Origin of the sequence: Nostoc sp. C052 (assembly GCF_013393905.1) — a bacterium.
In the GTDB taxonomy this organism is placed as follows: domain Bacteria; phylum Cyanobacteriota; class Cyanobacteriia; order Cyanobacteriales; family Nostocaceae; genus Nostoc.
Genome location: NZ_CP040272.1, coordinates 3,934,838 through 3,951,372 on the forward strand (window position 1 = coordinate 3,934,838; position 16,535 = coordinate 3,951,372).

Genomic DNA, 16,535 nt, shown 5'->3' on the forward strand with positions numbered 1-16,535 from the left:
ATTTCTTACACCTCAAAATTACAATTCGATGGTTAAGCCATCGTAACCAACTTCTATACCTGCGGCTTCAACAATTTTGCGTTCCTCTGAATCAGGTAAAAGTATTGGGTTAGTGTTGTTGATGTGAACGAGAATTTTCCGAGGACGGCTCAGTTTAGCAAGGCTTTTTAAACTAGTGTTCAGGGGTAAGTGTCCCATATCGCGCGCTTGCAGATTTGATATTCCTAAAGCCAACAACTCATCATTTTCCCAGCAAGTGCCATCTACTAAAATGCAGTCACTAGACTCAAACCGCTCTAGGATTTTTTCGTCAAGTTCAGCTAAACCTGGAGCATACGTTGCAACTTTGCCAGTTGTGCGATCGCGAAATGTCAAACCTATGACCCAAACTCCATCTAAATTTGTCTGATGGCGCATATATTTTGGTGGTTTGGCTGCTAGGGGAAATACCTCCACTTCCAAACCATCTGCTCCATCCAACCCCAGGTTTATAGGTACATGAGGTTCAAGTACAGACCATTGCACACCACAATAGTTTGCTAAGGTAGACAGCAGGGGATAACCCTCTGTCAGAGCCTTACGTACTGTTTCCGTACCATATACCCGCAGTTTTTCCGTAGATTCTCTGAGGATAACCAGACCAGTGGTATGGTCAATCTCTGCATCAGTTAACAAGACACCAGCGATCGGACTTGACCGAATTGTAGACGGTTGTCCTTCCCGCAATTTCTCCAACTGCGGACGTACATCTGGAGAGGCATTAACCAAAAACCAGGGCTGATTATTTTTTCTCACCGCAATTGATGACTGGTTCAGCCAATTTACACCTGCACGATTTGTACGAACTGCTTGGCAATTGGGACAGTTACAATTCCATTGAGGAAAACCACCACCTGCGGCAGTACCAAGAATTTTTAGGAACATAAAAACAAAAAGCAGGTAGAGGTTTTAATTCGGCAATTAAACTGAGTATTGACAATTATTGCCCATGCAGAATGTATGTGGTAATTTCCATACACAAGTCAAGCTCATCAAAATCTGGTTTTTCCCAATCAATTGCTGACTTAATATTTGGAGGATGAAATGAGGTTCTGGTAGAGACATCCTCACTTAATTTTGAGCTATTGCTTTCTTGCTCTTGCGTAGAGTGATTATTGGTTTCACGAATCATTAGGGACACCTTTTGAAATGAATGTTCAGTTGTTAATTTGGCCTGCAATTAATTCTAGTAATTTTACTTACTATTTGTCTTAATTTGCTGGCTCAAAATTTCTTTGCTTTAGATTAAACTGAGTTGCACAAGAAACACACAGTATTTTTACTGCTCTTTTACTATTTTTTATTATTTTTTCATCATCCGTATCAGTAATGGTGCGGGTGAAAAGTCGGAGAGATAGTAAAAAACCACGAGATAATACGGAGGGATGTATCTGTGAGAATGTTTGAAAAGTATTGGGCGATATAGAATAACTCTGTTGGCGAATTGCGTAGGCGTAACCCACCGTAGGTATCGCTATCCTCAAAACCTTGAGATGTCGTAACATCTCACCCCAGAAATTGCAGTTTAAATGAATTCACTAAGCTAAAACACATCTAATTTGCATATTAAAATTTTCTCAATATCTTGTGGGGTGGGCATCTTGCCCGCCCTGATTATGCAACTTGAATGCTGATTAGCTTACTACATACACAAAGCAAAGTCCACCTCCGTGGACTAATACAAAATCAAGACTTCTAATCGCCAGGGCTAGTAACTAAATTCTACTCTTATTCAGTCCAGGCTCAATACTGTTCGGTTAAGACCAGAGACGGCGATTTATCGCGTCTTTATAATGATTTATCGGATCTTTGCGCTCTACAATTTCCATCAAAAAACCTTAACTGAACCGTATTCAGTCCAGGCTCACCAATAATATTTAGATGCGTTTGCCCGTGCGTAATTTGTAATTTACGGAGAGAACAACGCAATATTTAAAAACTCAAGAAAGTAAGCGTTGCTCAAATTGCAAAGCTTTTTGAGGTTCGGGAATTTGTGATGCTAAAACTTTCACAAATTCTGCACGAGAAATGTGCCCAGAAGATTTAACAGCTTTTTGAACTATAAACTTAGCTATTGGGCCAATCAAATTAGCCAATTCTCGCTCACACTGATTTACAAAGCTGTCACTGATTTCTTGAGGCTCTTGAATTGGTAAATTATTGGACTTAATTTCAATCTTAGTAGTAAGCTCCTGTAGGAGAGTGGGTTTCTCTAGTAGAAACATTGTTTTCTTCTTAAAATCAATTTGTTGATTTTCTCGAAGATAAAGGGCTAATTGACTAACTAATTCTTCAAAATTGGATGCTGACGCCGAAACTTGTCGTAATAATCTTGAGGCAACAGGGCCAACAAATTCTAAAAGAATCGTTTCTAAGCGGTTGTAATTTTCCGCAGACAGGATAGAAGCAGACGAATAACCAATTGAGTTTGGTTGAGAAAGTGAAGCTTGAGGCGGTTGGGTAAAAGACGGTGTTTGAAGTGATTGTGCTAGCACCTGTAGAACTTCAGCCGCAGACTGATAGCGCTGCTTAAAGTGGTGTAGCACCATCTTAGATAGCACAGATGCTAACCCAAAACTGACGTTAGCTTGATGCTGCCAAGAAATTTCTCCTGTATCTGGGTCTTCCTCAAAGTTTATCGGATGTACCCCCGTCAGCGATTGAATACCAATAATACCCAAGGAATAAATATCGCTGTTGGGGCGGGGCTTACCTTGCCCCTGTTCTGTAGACATATATCCTGGGGTGCCAATGATAATAGTAGCCCCAGTTTGCCCTGGAATTGTCAGCAGTTGAGTTTGGACTTGTTTAACTGCGCCAAAGTCAATCAGCACTAACTTACCGTCTTGTTGTCGTCTAATTATATTGTCCGGCTTGATATCTCGATGGATAACGTTGTGGCTGTGAATAAATTGCAGAATACCTAGAACCTGTTGGAGCAGTTGAATTACTTGATTTTCTGTCCAAGGTTGATTGGGTAATAGTTCTGCTTTCAAAGTATGCCCTTCAATGAACTCTTGCACCAAGAAGAACTCTTGGTTATCTTCAAAATAGGCTAAAAGCCGAGGAATTTGGTCATGGTTGCCCAGTTGCTCTAGTGTTTCTGCCTCACTGCTAAATAGCCGTCTAGCAGTTTCGAGAAATTCAGGGCTACGACTGACGGGCTTAAGGTGTTTGACAACGCATTTCGGGAAACCTGGTCGATGGGTATCTTGGGCTATGTAGGTTTGACCGAATCCACCTCCCCCTAAAACTTGGAGGACTTGGTAACGTCCGTCTAATAATTGTCCTAACATTGTGTCACAAGCCTTAAGTCCTCAGATTAATCTTGGCATAACTGCTAGCTTTGGCAAGGTTGGTTGAGACAAAAACTAGGTAGGTAATGCTAAAATTTCGAGGTTTGTTGAGAATTTTACTACAAGCTCATGACTCCCTAGACTCCAAATCGGCTTGGAGCCATATTTATTGTTGAAGCTTTAATTCCTTAGAAGTCGGCAGTGTCTCAATTTTTGAAGTAGTTCCTGGTTGAGAGGCTACGCTAACTTCTCCTAGTGAAGTTTTATTTACAAAATAGGTGATTCCCCGAAAGCTCAATTTATAGCTTACGGGTGTTATGGGAAGTTCTGCTGATTTGGTATTTGGATCAACAGGATAGTTAACGCCACGATACATCAGGTTATAAGCTGGCCCAATTTGAGCAACTGGTTGAAACGGCTGTTGTGTTTTGTTGCTGCCAGCTTTGTTTGGGTCGTATTCGTAGCTCAGACCACGATAGTAAAGTTTCATATTTTTCGGCTCCTGAATAACTCTTGTTCAACAATGCCAATGACTTATCAGAGGTTAATTGAAGAGTTATGCATGAACTAATGTAAACCTACACTTTTTAAGGAACTGGTTAAAGGATTAGGCGTCTAGAGTGAGGAGTAATTGGGCATTGGGTATGGTTATTTTCCTTGTCACCCTGCTCCTCTGCCCCCAACCTCCCGTATGCTTACCCTTTTCATTCGGGGGTTGCGTGGTTAACAATGGGTTGAATGTTTTTTAAATAAATAATTCAACTTTATGGCTAGAACTGCAAATGAATATGCCGTATTCCTCCTACTGGAAAGCGGCCACCGGGAAGAAGTGCGTTTTCCGACTATTCAAGAGTTTCAGAAGTGGTATAGTGGCGAACTTGTGCCAAAATCTGCTTCTAATGACTTTATTAGCGTGCCGATTAAAAATATTCAAGGGGAATATATGGTAATACGCCCTTCTCGGATCGTGGCAATCCGGGTAGAACCCGTTTTTAGTTCCAGTGTTGAAAGATTCAACTAAATGATGAGAAAAACCCTTGCTTTCCTTTCCTTGAGTCTGGGAATTGCCCTTGTAAATCCTCTCTGGACGGCTGTTGCTCAGGTTCCTAACTTACTACCGTTACCAATACCGACTACTCCTGATTTCTCGCCTATACCAATACCAATCACTCCTGAAGTAACGCCGCCCCTAAAACCAATTGCTATCGGCAGCAATTGTACGCTGCGGCAGACTTGCTTGGGTTGGGATGAGCAACTTTGGGGTCAAAAAGGCGATCGCAATGCGTTGTTGGCTTCTATTGACAATAGTTTGCTTTACCTAACAAAGAGTGAGGCGATCGCAGCATATCAAAATTATCCGATGAGGGAAATTACCCTCGATCGCGTCCGCCGGAGTTTGGTACGCTTCCGCCAACTGGTTGTCAGTTCTAAGTCAGCAGCGCAATTACAAGCGGCTGTCCGCCGTGAGTTTGTCTTCTACCAGTCTGTGGGCAATGATGGCAAGGGTACTGTTAAGTTCACCGCTTACTACGAACCTGTTTATACCGCTAGCCGCGTCAGGACTGCAATATATAAATATCCTCTTTATCGGCTACCACCTGATTTCAGCCAATGGCCTAAACCCCACCCAAAACGCATTGATTTGGAAGGGAAAGACGGTTTACAAGGGAATAAGAGCAAATTGCGCGGTTTAGAACTGTTATGGTTTCGCGATCGCCTAGACGCATACATGGTACATATCCAAGGTTCTGCCCAAATTAAATTAACTAATGGCAAAACAACATCAGTTGGCTATGCAGGTGGAACTGATTACCCTTGGACTAGTATCGGCAAAGAAATAGCCAAAGATGGCAAACTTCCACTAAATGGATTGACGTTACCACGTATGGTTGCTTTTTTCCGAGCAAAGCCGCAGGAGTTGAGCAATTATCTACCACGTTGGGAACGATTTATTTTCTTCCAAGAAACTGGTGGTACCGCAGCTACAGGCAGTATTCATGTGCCAGTGACGGCAGAACGTTCCATTGCTACAGATAAGTCTCTCATGCCACCGGGAGCGCTAGCGTTGATTTACAACTCATTTCCCTATCCTGCTGGTCGTGGCAAACTAGAGAATCGTACCGTCAGCCGTTTTGTGCTTGACCAAGATACAGGAAGCGCCATCAAAGGCCCAGGACGAGTTGATTATTTCATGGGGTCTGGTAAACTAGCAGGCGATCGCGCTGGCATCACAGGCGGCAATGGTTCACTATATTATCTGCTGCTTAAGGAATAAAGTTAGGAGTTAGGAGTTAGGAGTTATTAATTGAAAACTTATCACTCATCACTCCTCACTCCTCACTTTCTTTAATATGGCGGATAAGCAAAATCATCTTCATCAGCATAAACGTAAGAATTGGAAACTCCTGCCATTGCCAATTTAGGCGTTTCTGATTTGATAGGTTCCTTGCCAAAATCTTTGTATTCTTCAAAAGTCTTACAAATCATTGCAGACTCAAGAGCATCGGAAGCAATTAAATATTGCGTTAAAGTCCCGACAGTGGGATGTTTGTAGTCTACAGTTGAAGCTACCAAAACCGTATTTGGTTCAATACCTCTTTCTTCACACTCAATGATGGGGCAAAAAATTCCGTGAGCATGGAACAAAGGCCCTTTTGGTGCTAGAGGTTGCTTACGGTAGACTGCATAAGCTTTTTCTAATTCAGCAACAAATCCACTAACTACTTTGCCTTGTTGATATTCGCAATAGGTTTTGCTGAAACTCGCTCCGGCAGCACCATTAAGAGTTAGTTGTAATGGTGATTCATGTAAAAACTTTTTATTCTCACCCACTATAAAAATTAAATAACGAGTAAAGGTTTTAAATTTAAGTTTGTCGGCTAAAAAAGCATCATAATTCTCTTTGAGCGTACCTAGTTTTAGACCACTTTCCCGGTCTTTGACAGATAATGGACCCCGACGCACTATAACCAGGCGTGGAGTAGGGGTAATAAATACCGTTTCGACTCCAGAAGTAAATTCATGCTCCACTTGCTGCCAATTCTCATCTGGCACAAAGCCAACAGCATTAGCATTATCTAGCTTAATCGCCAAACCGTGGGATTGTATGCCATCTGTGCCATACCGAGGATTAATCATCTGACACCAGGGAAGGACTTGAGAAGGCGGTGCATTGAATTTCTCGTCTTCAAAGTCGAAATTAGCAGATGCTTTCATCGTTTTAGGCTATCAAAGTGTTTTATTGAACAAGTTTATCGGCAGGGTGCTGATCCTGGGGAACCAGAAGCAAAGCGTTGGTACGATCTTCACTCGTTCCTGACGCGTTGCAGGAGGAAGATACCATCAAACTAGTGTGGTAGTTTTTCTAGATTAAGACAGAATCAATCTATGTTGCAATCCCTGTTTCTTTGGTAACAACAGATCCTTATCAAAAAATTGGGTCTTAAACCCGCCCAATAGGCACGCTACGGTCATACATTATTTACTAAGCAACTACTAAGCAACAATTAACCCGTTTGAACGACGTATTAACTGTACGTTGCTAGAAGCAATTTGCCCTAACCGTTTTGCTGACCTTAAATCTGTTAGTTTTTTTACTTCACACGGTCGCCTCTTGAGAAAAATCGTACATCGCGCTAGTCTTCATGGACGTAACTGCACACTGTAACATTAGGCGATGACAAATCAACTCTCTCCGAAAATTCCCTCTTGCACTTGGAAACGTCCTATCGGCTTAGGCTGGGACAAACCTTATACCGTCCGCTACGCAAGTAATATCGATGATGGCCCTTGGCATGGTATGCCTTTAGGTGGCTTTGGTGCAGGCTGCATCGGTCGTTCTTCACGGGGAGATTTTAACCTGTGGCACATCGACGGTGGTGAGCATACCTTCAAAAACGTTCCCGCTTGTCAATTCAGTGTGTTTGAGTCCAATGGTACATCTTCCCAAGCCTACGCTTTATCTACCCAAGCACCCGATGATGGTACTCTCAAGGCTTGGCAGTGGTATCCAGCCAATAATAAAGCAGAGGGGCAGAGGGGCAGAGGGGCAGAGGGGCAGGAAGAAATCTTTAGTATCTCTAACACAGGGACTTATCACGCGCTATACCCACGTAGTTGGTTTGTGTATGAAAATGTATTTCAAGCACAGTTGACTTGTGAGCAATTTTCCCCAATTTGGGCAGGTAATTATCAAGAAACTAGCTACCCAGTGGCAATATTCCTCTGGAATGCCCACAATCCAACAGATGCACCGATTACTCTCAGCATTATGCTCACTTGGCAAAATATGGTGGGTTGGTTTACAAATGCTCTCAAATCTCCTCAAGTGCGGGTGCGCGATGATGGTAGTCCGGTTTACGAATACCAACCACGCTGGGGCGAAAGTCAAGGAAACTATAACCAAATAGTTGAAAATACACAACACTTTGGCTGTGTTTTAGGTCGGGTTGCTAGTGATGAAGCATTACAAGAAGGTGATGGAACATGGTGCATTGCGACGCTGAAGCATCCCCAAGTAGAAATATTTCACCACAGCCGATGGAATCCTGAAGGAACGGGTGAGGAAGTATGGCAAAGTTTTGCTGAAGATGGCTCTTTGCCCAATTATCTTGATGCCACTCCAGCAGTAAATAATACACAGCTAGGGGCTGCGATGGCACTCCGTTTTACTCTCCAACCAGGCGAAACTCTGGAAATCCCCTTTGTCCTGGCTTGGGATTTACCCATCACAGAATTTGCGGCTGGAGTTAACTATTACCGCAGATATACGGACTTTTTTGATAAAAGTGGAAATAATGCTTGGGCGATCGCATCTACTGCCCTACAAGAATATCAAAACTGGCGATCGCAAATTCAAGCTTGGCAAAAACCTATTCTCGACCGGGAAGATTTACCCAACTGGTTTAAAATGGCTCTATTTAATGAGCTTTACGACCTTACCAGTGGTGGTACTCTCTGGAGTGCAGCATCAGAACTTGACCCCATCGGTCAGTTTGCGGTGCTGGAGTGCTTAGATTATCGTTGGTATGAAAGTCTAGATGTGCGGTTGTATGGCTCTTTTGCCCTACTGATGCTGTTTCCAGAATTAGAAAAGTCAGTAATTCGAGCATTTGCACGGGCAATTCCTCAAGGTGATGATACTCCGCGAATCATCGGTTATTACATGACAATTAAAGCAGAAAGCCCGATCGCCGTTCGCAAAGTTGCAGGTGCAACACCCCACGATTTAGGCGCACCGAATGAACACGTTTGGCAAAAAACCAACTACACCAGCTATCAAGACTGCAACTTGTGGAAAGATTTGGGTAGTGATTTTGTCTTGCAAGTATACCGTGATTTTCTGCTCACGGGTGCTGACGATGTGGAATTCTTAGCAGATTGTTGGAATGCGATCGTTCAAACCCTTGACTACCTGAAAACCTTTGACCTTGATCGCGATGGGATTCCTGAAAATTCTGGTGCGCCTGACCAAACCTTTGATGATTGGCGGTTACAAGGAGTCAGCGCCTATTGTGGGGGGTTATGGTTAGCAGCACTAGAGGCTGCGATCGCAATCAGCGATATTTTATTAACTTACCAGACAGGTAACACAACAGAGTTGGCGGTTCAAAAATCCATCTATGAAACTTGGTTAAAACAATCTCGCCCGATCTACGACGAAAAACTTTGGAATGGAAAATATTACCGACTTGATAGTGAAAGTGGTTCCGATGTGGTGATGGCAGATCAATTGTGCGGACAGTTTTATGCTCGTCTGCTGGACTTACCTGATATTGTACCGAGCGATCGCGCTCTTTCTGCCCTGAAAACTGTTTATGATGCTTGCTTTTTGAAGTTCTGCAATGGTGAGTTTGGTGCTGCTAATGGTGTTCGTCCTGACGGTTCACCAGAAAATCCCCAAGCGACTCATCCCTTAGAAGTTTGGACGGGAATAAACTTTGGACTGGCGGCTTTTCTCGTACAAACGGGAATGAAGGATGAAGCATTGAAGTTGACACAAGCTGTAGTGCAGCAAATTTATGATAATGGTCTGCAATTTCGCACACCAGAGGCGATCACCGCAGCAGGTACTTTTCGCGCTAGCACTTACTTACGGCCAATGGCGATTTGGGGAATTTACTTAGTTATTAATTAGACATCTCCAAAAAAGAATGTAGAGACGTAGCACTGCTACGTCTCTACAAGGGTTTTGGATAACGCATATTTCAATTCCAATACAGTTCAGAATGAGCAACAAAACACTTGTAAAGACGGCGATTTATCGCGTCTTGTTTTATCGTGTCTCGAAACCCCAAAATCTTTGCCAGTAGCCCTTCACACAAGCGTATTGATTTAAATTCGGTCGATGTCTATTTATGATTTTATTTTCTGAGTGTTTCCGGAAGTCAAGGAAAATTTCAGTAATGGTAAGAGTTGAAGGATTGAGAATTCAAGATTACTGTTTCAAAGAATGCAAATATTACTAGCTCTAGCTATAAATATTGCTAATATTTCCCCGACTACGTTCACAATCAAAAGCTAGGTTTATGAAGTACCTACTCCTGCATTCAACAGCAAAGTTCATTCAAATAGTGATGCTGCGTGTTTTGTTTGGCAATGATTAACCAATACTGGGGCATACGCTTAAACCTCTACAATTTGCGTAACTTAGCTACAGGTGCATTTCTCCAGGGTTTAGCAGAATTAGCTCAAACTTTGGAATGTGAAGCGCTATTAGTTAGGCAGAGTATTACTAAACTGGATTCAAATTATAACCCGTGGATAGCTAATTGGCAAGAAATCCATTATGTAGTAGTTGTCTGGAAAGTTAGAGGCGATCGCACATTGATTTCTGCTCCAGATACCTGCTTTTGCATCCAGAGTTTGAATCTAGCTGGTTCTTCTACCTAAAATACCCGTTGCCTTAATAACACACAAAATCAATGTCTTCAACCCACGGAGGTGGGTTTCGTCTGTGTAGCCGCGAATTATATTCGCCAGGGCTGGTATTAAATTAGACTTTTCAAATAGCCTCTTAGGCACTCATTACAAACTTATAGTAATTGGTGGCTTTCACTACCATTTAGCCAAACTTCCACTACATTTATTTATCATCTCAACTTTATAAATCTGTTAGATATTAATACACATATAAATTCCTGCTGAACTTACTTAATAATATTCAGTATTAACTAGCCTTATCTCTATTATTAGATTATCTAATTTTGTACTGACTTAGGCTGCTACATCTTTTTTAGTAAAAGCATTCATTTATAGATGTTTTGCTTTACTTAGTTGATGCTTATCCAGGCTATCTATATATAATTACCGCTAACCAGTAATTTTATCTCACAACTGAAGCTATATATGATTACTAGCTGATAATCATGAAATATTCATGGTTAGTTTACAGCAATTTTATTGAGATAAGCTGAAGCTGTAGTTTTTGGAAATCAAAAACTACAAAGGCAATAAGTACAAGTATCTAACTTAACCTATTAAAAAACATGTTAAATCCTATGCCTGGGAGGTTTTTCATCTTCTATTTACTAATATTTTTCTAAGTTGTTTTACATCATAGTTAATGGTAATATCTTCTAGTGACTCGACAATAATAAAGGTTTTAAATTGATGTCGGGTGAGGGGTAAGACCCCTCAATAATTAGTAGGAAGGGACGAAACTAAAAGTTGCACAATACATAAGTAAGTATAAGAATACATTGAGTAAATTTAACCTATAAATCTGCTAGCTTAGTAGATGACATTAACGACAAAAAATAGTATAAATACGAATGTCATTGTTACAGCCCAAAGATAAATAATTTTTTTCCAGTAGCCTAAAAAAATATGCAAATTTCCCGGAAAATGCCTAATTCAACAGTAGTAAGAAATACAAGCGCGTGAACAGAGAAAAATTATTGAATTAGGAGTTGAGAAAGTTTAATAAAACAAGACTACATCAACCAAAAGCCATGCTGAGATTTTTGTCTTATAAGTCATCTGGCAAGACAAAAGATAAATTTTTACCTTTCACTTACTAACAAGCTATAAGCAAAGTTTCCTCCATTCATCAGAGGAAATCTAGATAATTAGGACTGAGCAGCTAACAAATTTGATTAAAAACTTAATTGTTTTTAATCAAGGATCAGTTCATGGAAAGAATCATCAGGTCAAATGCAGTCGAAACCTCAAGCCAAGGGGACAGTTCAGAAATGAATCTATATAATTTGTATCCCTATTACGAGCTAGCTCTTGCCAAAACTAGTTTATTAGGGGAGTTATCAGCCAAAATCACTAAAACTCTGCTCAACAGCGCCAAAGTAAAGCTCAAACAGCAGAGAATTTTAGCCGATTTCTTTACCGCTCAAAGCTGCGGGAGCCAATCAGAGTTTGGGAAAGTTATGTACGCGCCTGTTGATAGATTTTTATCCTTTGTCAACATTCAACACCGCTCTATTGCTGATAATTTCCCAGAAGCGATTTAACCAGCTGCAAAAAGGCTAATGCAGTCTGTACACCTCAATTGAAATATAAACAATCGCAGAAATTAAACTAGTTTACTTCATCCAAGATCACTAAAAACTATGATGAACCAAGACATTGCTGGTATTAGTAACAACTTAGATAAGACAGTGAAAGCTCAACAATTTGACAAAGTAGTTGAAGCAATTCTGGCTGGAAAGTATTCCTGGGCATGTGTTTTAATGCTGCGATTTGGTGGTTATAATCCTCTGCATTACATTCCATATCGCACCTACAATCGATTACTCAAAGAAAACTCTCAAACCAACAGGACAAAACAACAGCAGAGTGAAAATCTCAAAATGCTGAAACATGCTAATGATTCCAGGTCTGATAATAATATGTCATCAAGCTGCTTAGGTAAAATTAAAGACATAGCTTATTTGGAAGTCGTTGGAAAACAAAAGACAGAAATCCGTGCTGGTAGCTTAGATCAGAGATTGACACAGAAAATTAACGAACATCAATCAAGTAAATCGCCATTAAAACCAGAAAAATCTCAAGACATTTCCTTGAAATCTTGTGGATTCAATTAAAAAGTCATTGGAATCTATTGATTCTATTCTAGAGTTGCTTGAGCGTCTGAAAGCCTGCGATGCTAATTTGAAATTTATCGAGATAGAATTCAGTAGTCAAGAGCCAGAATGGGCTAAACCTTAGCTATTCGCTAACAGAATGAATTTTGTGCGACTGGTGGATAGCGCAGCGTAAAGCCTGTAGCATGGCAACTCTTAGAGACGCTACACGTAGCAAGATCCCCGTAGGAGTACGCTTAGAGCGAGTATTTTCGAGTCGCGTTTGAATCCAGGGGTTTAAGACCCTCACTAAATCTTTGATTTAGTGGTGCAACAATTCTGTAGCTTGCTTCCCGCAGGGTATCCCCCACTGATTCATTCTGACTCCTGTTAGCGGTAGCGGGGCGTTTAGCCCATTCTGACTTCTGAATTCTTCTTCAAAGCATTGCAGGTTTTCTATAACAGTGATTAATTTGATAATTTTTTGTAGAAATATGCCAAAATGGCAAATATATACTGACAGTATTGGTAAACTAATAATAACTACAACTTAAACTAAAATAGAGGTGATTGGCAAGCAAGTTAATTTTAAAAAATAAAATCAATGATTAGTTCTGACTATGAAATAAATCAACCTGATTACAAAAGTAGTCAGTATTTCCTGGAGTAAATAACTCCTACACCAAGACTAATAATTCAACCGTTGCTACTGGTGGTTCTGTTTCTGAGAAAGTCTATCTGAGCAAAGAGAATTTGGGGAGGTGGATTCCCCCAATCCAAATTTTATACAGCTTTCACCGGCTACAGACGGTGCAGGTAATGCTTATAAAAGTTACTATCCTGTGGTTGGTGTTGCTTTAGTTAATAAAGCAAACGCTTAACATCAATACCAGGAATGGAAATAGAAAAGTTACGGTGAAATTATTTTGGTGGCTGGTAGAACTAGTATCTCATACGCTTCTCTTTCGACTATTGTAATCCTAGTCCTCCCAACCTGGATTATCTGTAGTTTCTAAATTTTCAATTTATATAGTAATTACTGGAAGTTCAAAACTTGAATAGCTTCCAGTTTTTTTGTGTGTAAATGAAAAACTCCACCCACAAGGGGATGGAGTTTCCTGCCGCTTTCGATGAATTAAACCTTAGCTAATTCTGGGGTAGGACGCTTGCTGTTACGAATTGCTGTAATAGCTTCAGCATAATCCTTAGTATTAAATACAGCTGAACCGGCGACGATCGCATTGGCTCCCGCTTCCAAAACTTGCCAGGTATTATTTGCCTTGAGTCCCCCATCTACCTCAATCCAAGGGTCAAGACCACGTTCGTCACATATTTGGCGCAGCTTGCGAATTTTGGGTAACACACCAGGGATAAAGCTTTGACCACCAAAACCAGGGTTGACGCTCATAATTAGTACTAAATCGCACAAATCTAGAACGTATTCAATTAACTCTAGAGGAGTACCAGGATTAAGTACAACTCCAGCTTTCTTACCAAGCTCTTTAATTTGCCCCAAGGTGCGGTGTAGGTGTGGAGAAGCATTATGCTCTGCGTGTACGGAGATAATATCAGCACCCGCCTTAGCAAATCCCTCTACATATTTTTCTGGCTCTACAATCATCAAGTGGACATCTAGAGGCTTGGTAGTAACCGGACGAATCGCCTCCACAATCAGAGGGCCGATCGTAATATTAGGTACAAAACGACCGTCCATGACATCAACATGAATCCAATCCGCTCCAGCTGCATCTACGGCGCGAATTTCGTCACCCAGACGACTAAAATCGGCTGATAGGATAGATGGAGAAATTACAATGGGCTTTTGAGATAGGTTTTGGGTCATGGCTAGTGGATTTTTAAGCGTCCTCGTCTGTAAGCATTGTAACAAAACATTGATCAAGACTCATAATTTTGATCCCAACTTTTTTGGGGAGTGGGGAGATGATGGAGCAGGGGGAGCAGAGGGGCAGAGGAGGTAAGGGGAATAACCCATACCCAATGCTCACCAATGACTAATGATTAATGACTAATGACTAAATAACTAATGACTAAAAAACTAACCTGGATAATTTGGGGATTAAGTGCTTCTTGTCTGAGTGCGCCGGTAATTGCTTCAGCTTTAGAATCTGCACTAGGAACTAACGGTATTGATGCTTTGAAGCTACACCAAGCTCCTTATAATTTAACCGGTCGTAAGATTGCTATTGGTCAAGTGGAAATTGGGCGACCGGGAATGTTTGGGTGGGATAAGGCGGTGTCTAAAAACCGTGCTATCTCTTTAGCGGCGGTGTTCTTACGCAATGGGCCAGCTAAATCTAATAGTGGTGTTGACCCCCACGCCTACAATGTGGCTGGTGTGATGGTGAGTCAAAATAAAGCTTTGCCAGGAGTTGCTCCTGGAGCGCGATTATATTCGTCGGCGGTGGGTTCGACTAAAAGCATGGGTCAGCCAGAAGAGTGCTTATCGGCACAGCACATAGCGTTACAAAATGGTGGCGATGTCCGTGCTATTAACTTTAGCTTTGGTGAACCTCTGAGCCGCGATCCTCGACCGGAGGCTACTTTAGATGGCAATGCTTTACTAACTTTATGTGTTGACTGGTCTAGTCGCGTTCATGATGTTTTGTATGCGATCGCAGGCAATCAGGGTAAAGGTGGTATTCCTATTCCTACAGATAATTTTAACGGAATCAACGTCGCTTTTTCATCCCGCCGAGGGGGAGTTTTTAATAAAGTAGACGTGGCTAATCTGGCGAGTGCTAACCAAGGAGTTAGTGGCAAGCTAGCGGGAAGGGAGTTTAATCTTGGTGGGCGTAGTGCTATTGGTTTAGTTGCTCCTGGAAATAACATTCCTTTGCTCAATCCAGATGGCAAATTTAACAAGGTTACGGGTACGAGTTTTGCAGCGCCTCAAGTTACGGCTACAGTTGCTCTATTGGAAGAACTTGCTGACCGACAGATTCGGACAAAACAACCCCACTGGAGCATCGATGCTCGACATCATCAAGTCATGAAAGCTGTATTGCTAAATTCAGCAGACAAAATCCAAGATAGTGGTGATGGCTTGCGTTTGGGAATGACTAGGACGCTAATTGATAAACAAAATCAAAATTGGTTAGATTCTGATGCTTATAAAGATCCCAAGATTCCCTTGGATGCCCAAATGGGAGCGGGTCATTTAAACGCATTTCGCGCTTACCAGCAATTTAGTGCTGGTCAATGGCAGCCATCAGCTACAGTGCCAGCTATTGGTTGGGATTATCGCACAGTTGATGTTGGAGCATCTGTTGACTATATATTAGCAAAACCGCTAAAACAGGGGAGTTTTGTTGCTGTTACCCTGAGTTGGGATCGATTGGTGGAACTCAACGATAAAAATAAAAACCAGCAATATGATGTGGGCGAGAATTTTCGCGATCGCGGTTTGAATAATCTCGACCTATACTTAGTAAAAGCTAATGCTCAGAATTCAGATGGGGGTGCTGTTTGCTCCTCAATCAGTCAAGTTGATAGTGTAGAACATATTTTCTGCCCCGTTGCTGCTACTGGCAATTACAAAATCCGTGTCCAGTTTCGTCAAAAGCTCAATGAAGCGACTCAGCCTTATAGTTTAGCTTGGTGGAGTGTGCCGATTAATTAATTTAAATCAGGTAGCACAACTGTTATCTGTATGAACTTACAGCGTTTTTTATTTATTTGAACCACAATCCCTTATAGGGGCGCACAGCCGTGTGCATTGGTGTCAACTTAAGCTGAAACTCCTTTAAAACCTCGTTTCCAGCCTCCGGCTGGAAATGCAACTCAAAAGCGGCTCTGCCGCCAGTAAAGAGAGGCGGGCCTCAAAGACAAGCATTCCCAGTCGGAGACTGGGAACGAGACAATCTAAAAGCTAGTTTTAGACTTGATTTCACGTTAAATTGACACTAATGAGCCGTGTGTCCTTATAAAATTTCTGTATTTCATGCAACTGAAAAACGTGATTTTATCTATAAAAATCGAGCATAATTGGTTATTTTCTGATTACGTAGCTTACAATACGTTTATAGATAAATAGAAAAATTCCTAGAAATCAAAATTTTTCATAACTTGTCTGCATAGCCGCCTCAATCAGGAATTAGCAACTCTCACAAGTTGTGTTGACTTCTTCCGATCCACTCACTTGCTGTTACAAAAACTGTAACAG

General features: G+C 41.4%; 13 protein-coding genes. 7 read left to right on the forward strand and 6 right to left on the reverse strand.

Annotation, left to right across the window (positions count from 1 at the left end; genetic code table 11):
* Nucleotides 1-18: 18 nt before the first annotated feature.
* The 4 genes from pqqB to FD723_RS16195 form a co-directional block, all read right to left on the reverse strand.
* Nucleotides 19-924 carry a pyrroloquinoline quinone biosynthesis protein PqqB gene (pqqB, locus tag FD723_RS16180; RefSeq protein WP_179066228.1) on the reverse strand — a complete coding sequence of 302 codons (906 nt, stop codon included), beginning with the start codon at nt 922-924 and terminating at the stop codon, nt 19-21.
* A gap of 55 nt (nt 925-979) precedes the next feature.
* A complete protein-coding gene (gene pqqA, locus FD723_RS16185) occupies nt 980-1,171 on the reverse strand; it encodes a pyrroloquinoline quinone precursor peptide PqqA (RefSeq protein WP_179066229.1) in 192 nt (63 codons plus the stop codon).
* Between the two features lie 808 nt (nt 1,172-1,979).
* Nucleotides 1,980-3,335: a serine/threonine-protein kinase gene (locus FD723_RS16190; RefSeq protein WP_179066230.1), complete on the reverse strand. Its 1,356-nt coding sequence runs from the start codon at nt 3,333-3,335 to the stop codon at nt 1,980-1,982.
* A 166-nt stretch (nt 3,336-3,501) separates the two neighbouring features.
* Nucleotides 3,502-3,825, reverse strand: a complete 324-nt coding sequence (locus FD723_RS16195; protein ID WP_179066231.1) for a DUF4278 domain-containing protein — start codon at nt 3,823-3,825, stop codon at nt 3,502-3,504.
* A 276-nt stretch (nt 3,826-4,101) separates the two neighbouring features.
* On the opposite strand from FD723_RS16195, the gene FD723_RS16200 reads away from it, so the two are divergent.
* Both FD723_RS16200 and FD723_RS16205 read left to right on the forward strand, forming a co-directional pair.
* Nucleotides 4,102-4,356: a hypothetical protein gene (locus FD723_RS16200; protein WP_179066232.1), complete on the forward strand. Its 255-nt coding sequence runs from the start codon at nt 4,102-4,104 to the stop codon at nt 4,354-4,356.
* Nucleotides 4,357-4,359: 3 nt separating this feature from the next.
* Nucleotides 4,360-5,610 carry a murein transglycosylase A gene (locus FD723_RS16205; RefSeq protein ID WP_179069169.1) on the forward strand — a complete coding sequence of 417 codons (1,251 nt, stop codon included), beginning with the start codon at nt 4,360-4,362 and terminating at the stop codon, nt 5,608-5,610.
* Nucleotides 5,611-5,681: 71 nt separating this feature from the next.
* Here FD723_RS16205 and FD723_RS16210 read toward each other — a convergent pair whose 3' ends face one another.
* Nucleotides 5,682-6,551, reverse strand: coding sequence for a DUF5895 domain-containing protein (locus FD723_RS16210; protein WP_179066233.1), 870 nt, complete (start codon nt 6,549-6,551; stop codon nt 5,682-5,684).
* Nucleotides 6,552-7,011: 460 nt separating this feature from the next.
* On the opposite strand from FD723_RS16210, the gene FD723_RS16215 reads away from it, so the two are divergent.
* The 4 genes from FD723_RS16215 to FD723_RS16230 all read left to right on the forward strand — a co-directional run bounded on the left by FD723_RS16215 (nt 7,012) and on the right by FD723_RS16230 (nt 12,373).
* Nucleotides 7,012-9,471, forward strand: coding sequence for a GH116 family glycosyl hydrolase (locus tag FD723_RS16215; protein WP_179066234.1), 2,460 nt, complete (start codon nt 7,012-7,014; stop codon nt 9,469-9,471).
* A 461-nt stretch (nt 9,472-9,932) separates the two neighbouring features.
* Nucleotides 9,933-10,226 (forward strand): cysteine peptidase family C39 domain-containing protein, encoded by a 294-nt coding sequence (locus tag FD723_RS16220; protein WP_179066235.1) that lies wholly within the window; start codon nt 9,933-9,935, stop codon nt 10,224-10,226.
* A 1,241-nt stretch (nt 10,227-11,467) separates the two neighbouring features.
* Nucleotides 11,468-11,800 (forward strand): hypothetical protein, encoded by a 333-nt coding sequence (locus FD723_RS16225; RefSeq protein WP_179066236.1) that lies wholly within the window; start codon nt 11,468-11,470, stop codon nt 11,798-11,800.
* Nucleotides 11,801-11,902: 102 nt separating this feature from the next.
* Complete coding sequence (locus tag FD723_RS16230; protein ID WP_179069170.1) at nt 11,903-12,373, forward strand: HetP family heterocyst commitment protein; 471 nt, start codon at nt 11,903-11,905, stop codon at nt 12,371-12,373.
* A gap of 1,114 nt (nt 12,374-13,487) precedes the next feature.
* Here FD723_RS16230 and rpe read toward each other — a convergent pair.
* On the reverse strand, nt 13,488-14,195 hold the full coding sequence (gene rpe / locus FD723_RS16235) for a ribulose-phosphate 3-epimerase (RefSeq protein WP_179066237.1): 708 nt from the start codon (nt 14,193-14,195) through the stop codon (nt 13,488-13,490).
* Nucleotides 14,196-14,396: 201 nt separating this feature from the next.
* Here rpe and FD723_RS16240 point away from each other — a divergent pair, with 201 nt between their 5' ends.
* Nucleotides 14,397-15,992, forward strand: coding sequence for a S8 family serine peptidase (locus FD723_RS16240; RefSeq protein WP_179066238.1), 1,596 nt, complete (start codon nt 14,397-14,399; stop codon nt 15,990-15,992).
* The last annotated feature ends 543 nt before the right edge of the window (nt 15,993-16,535 follow it).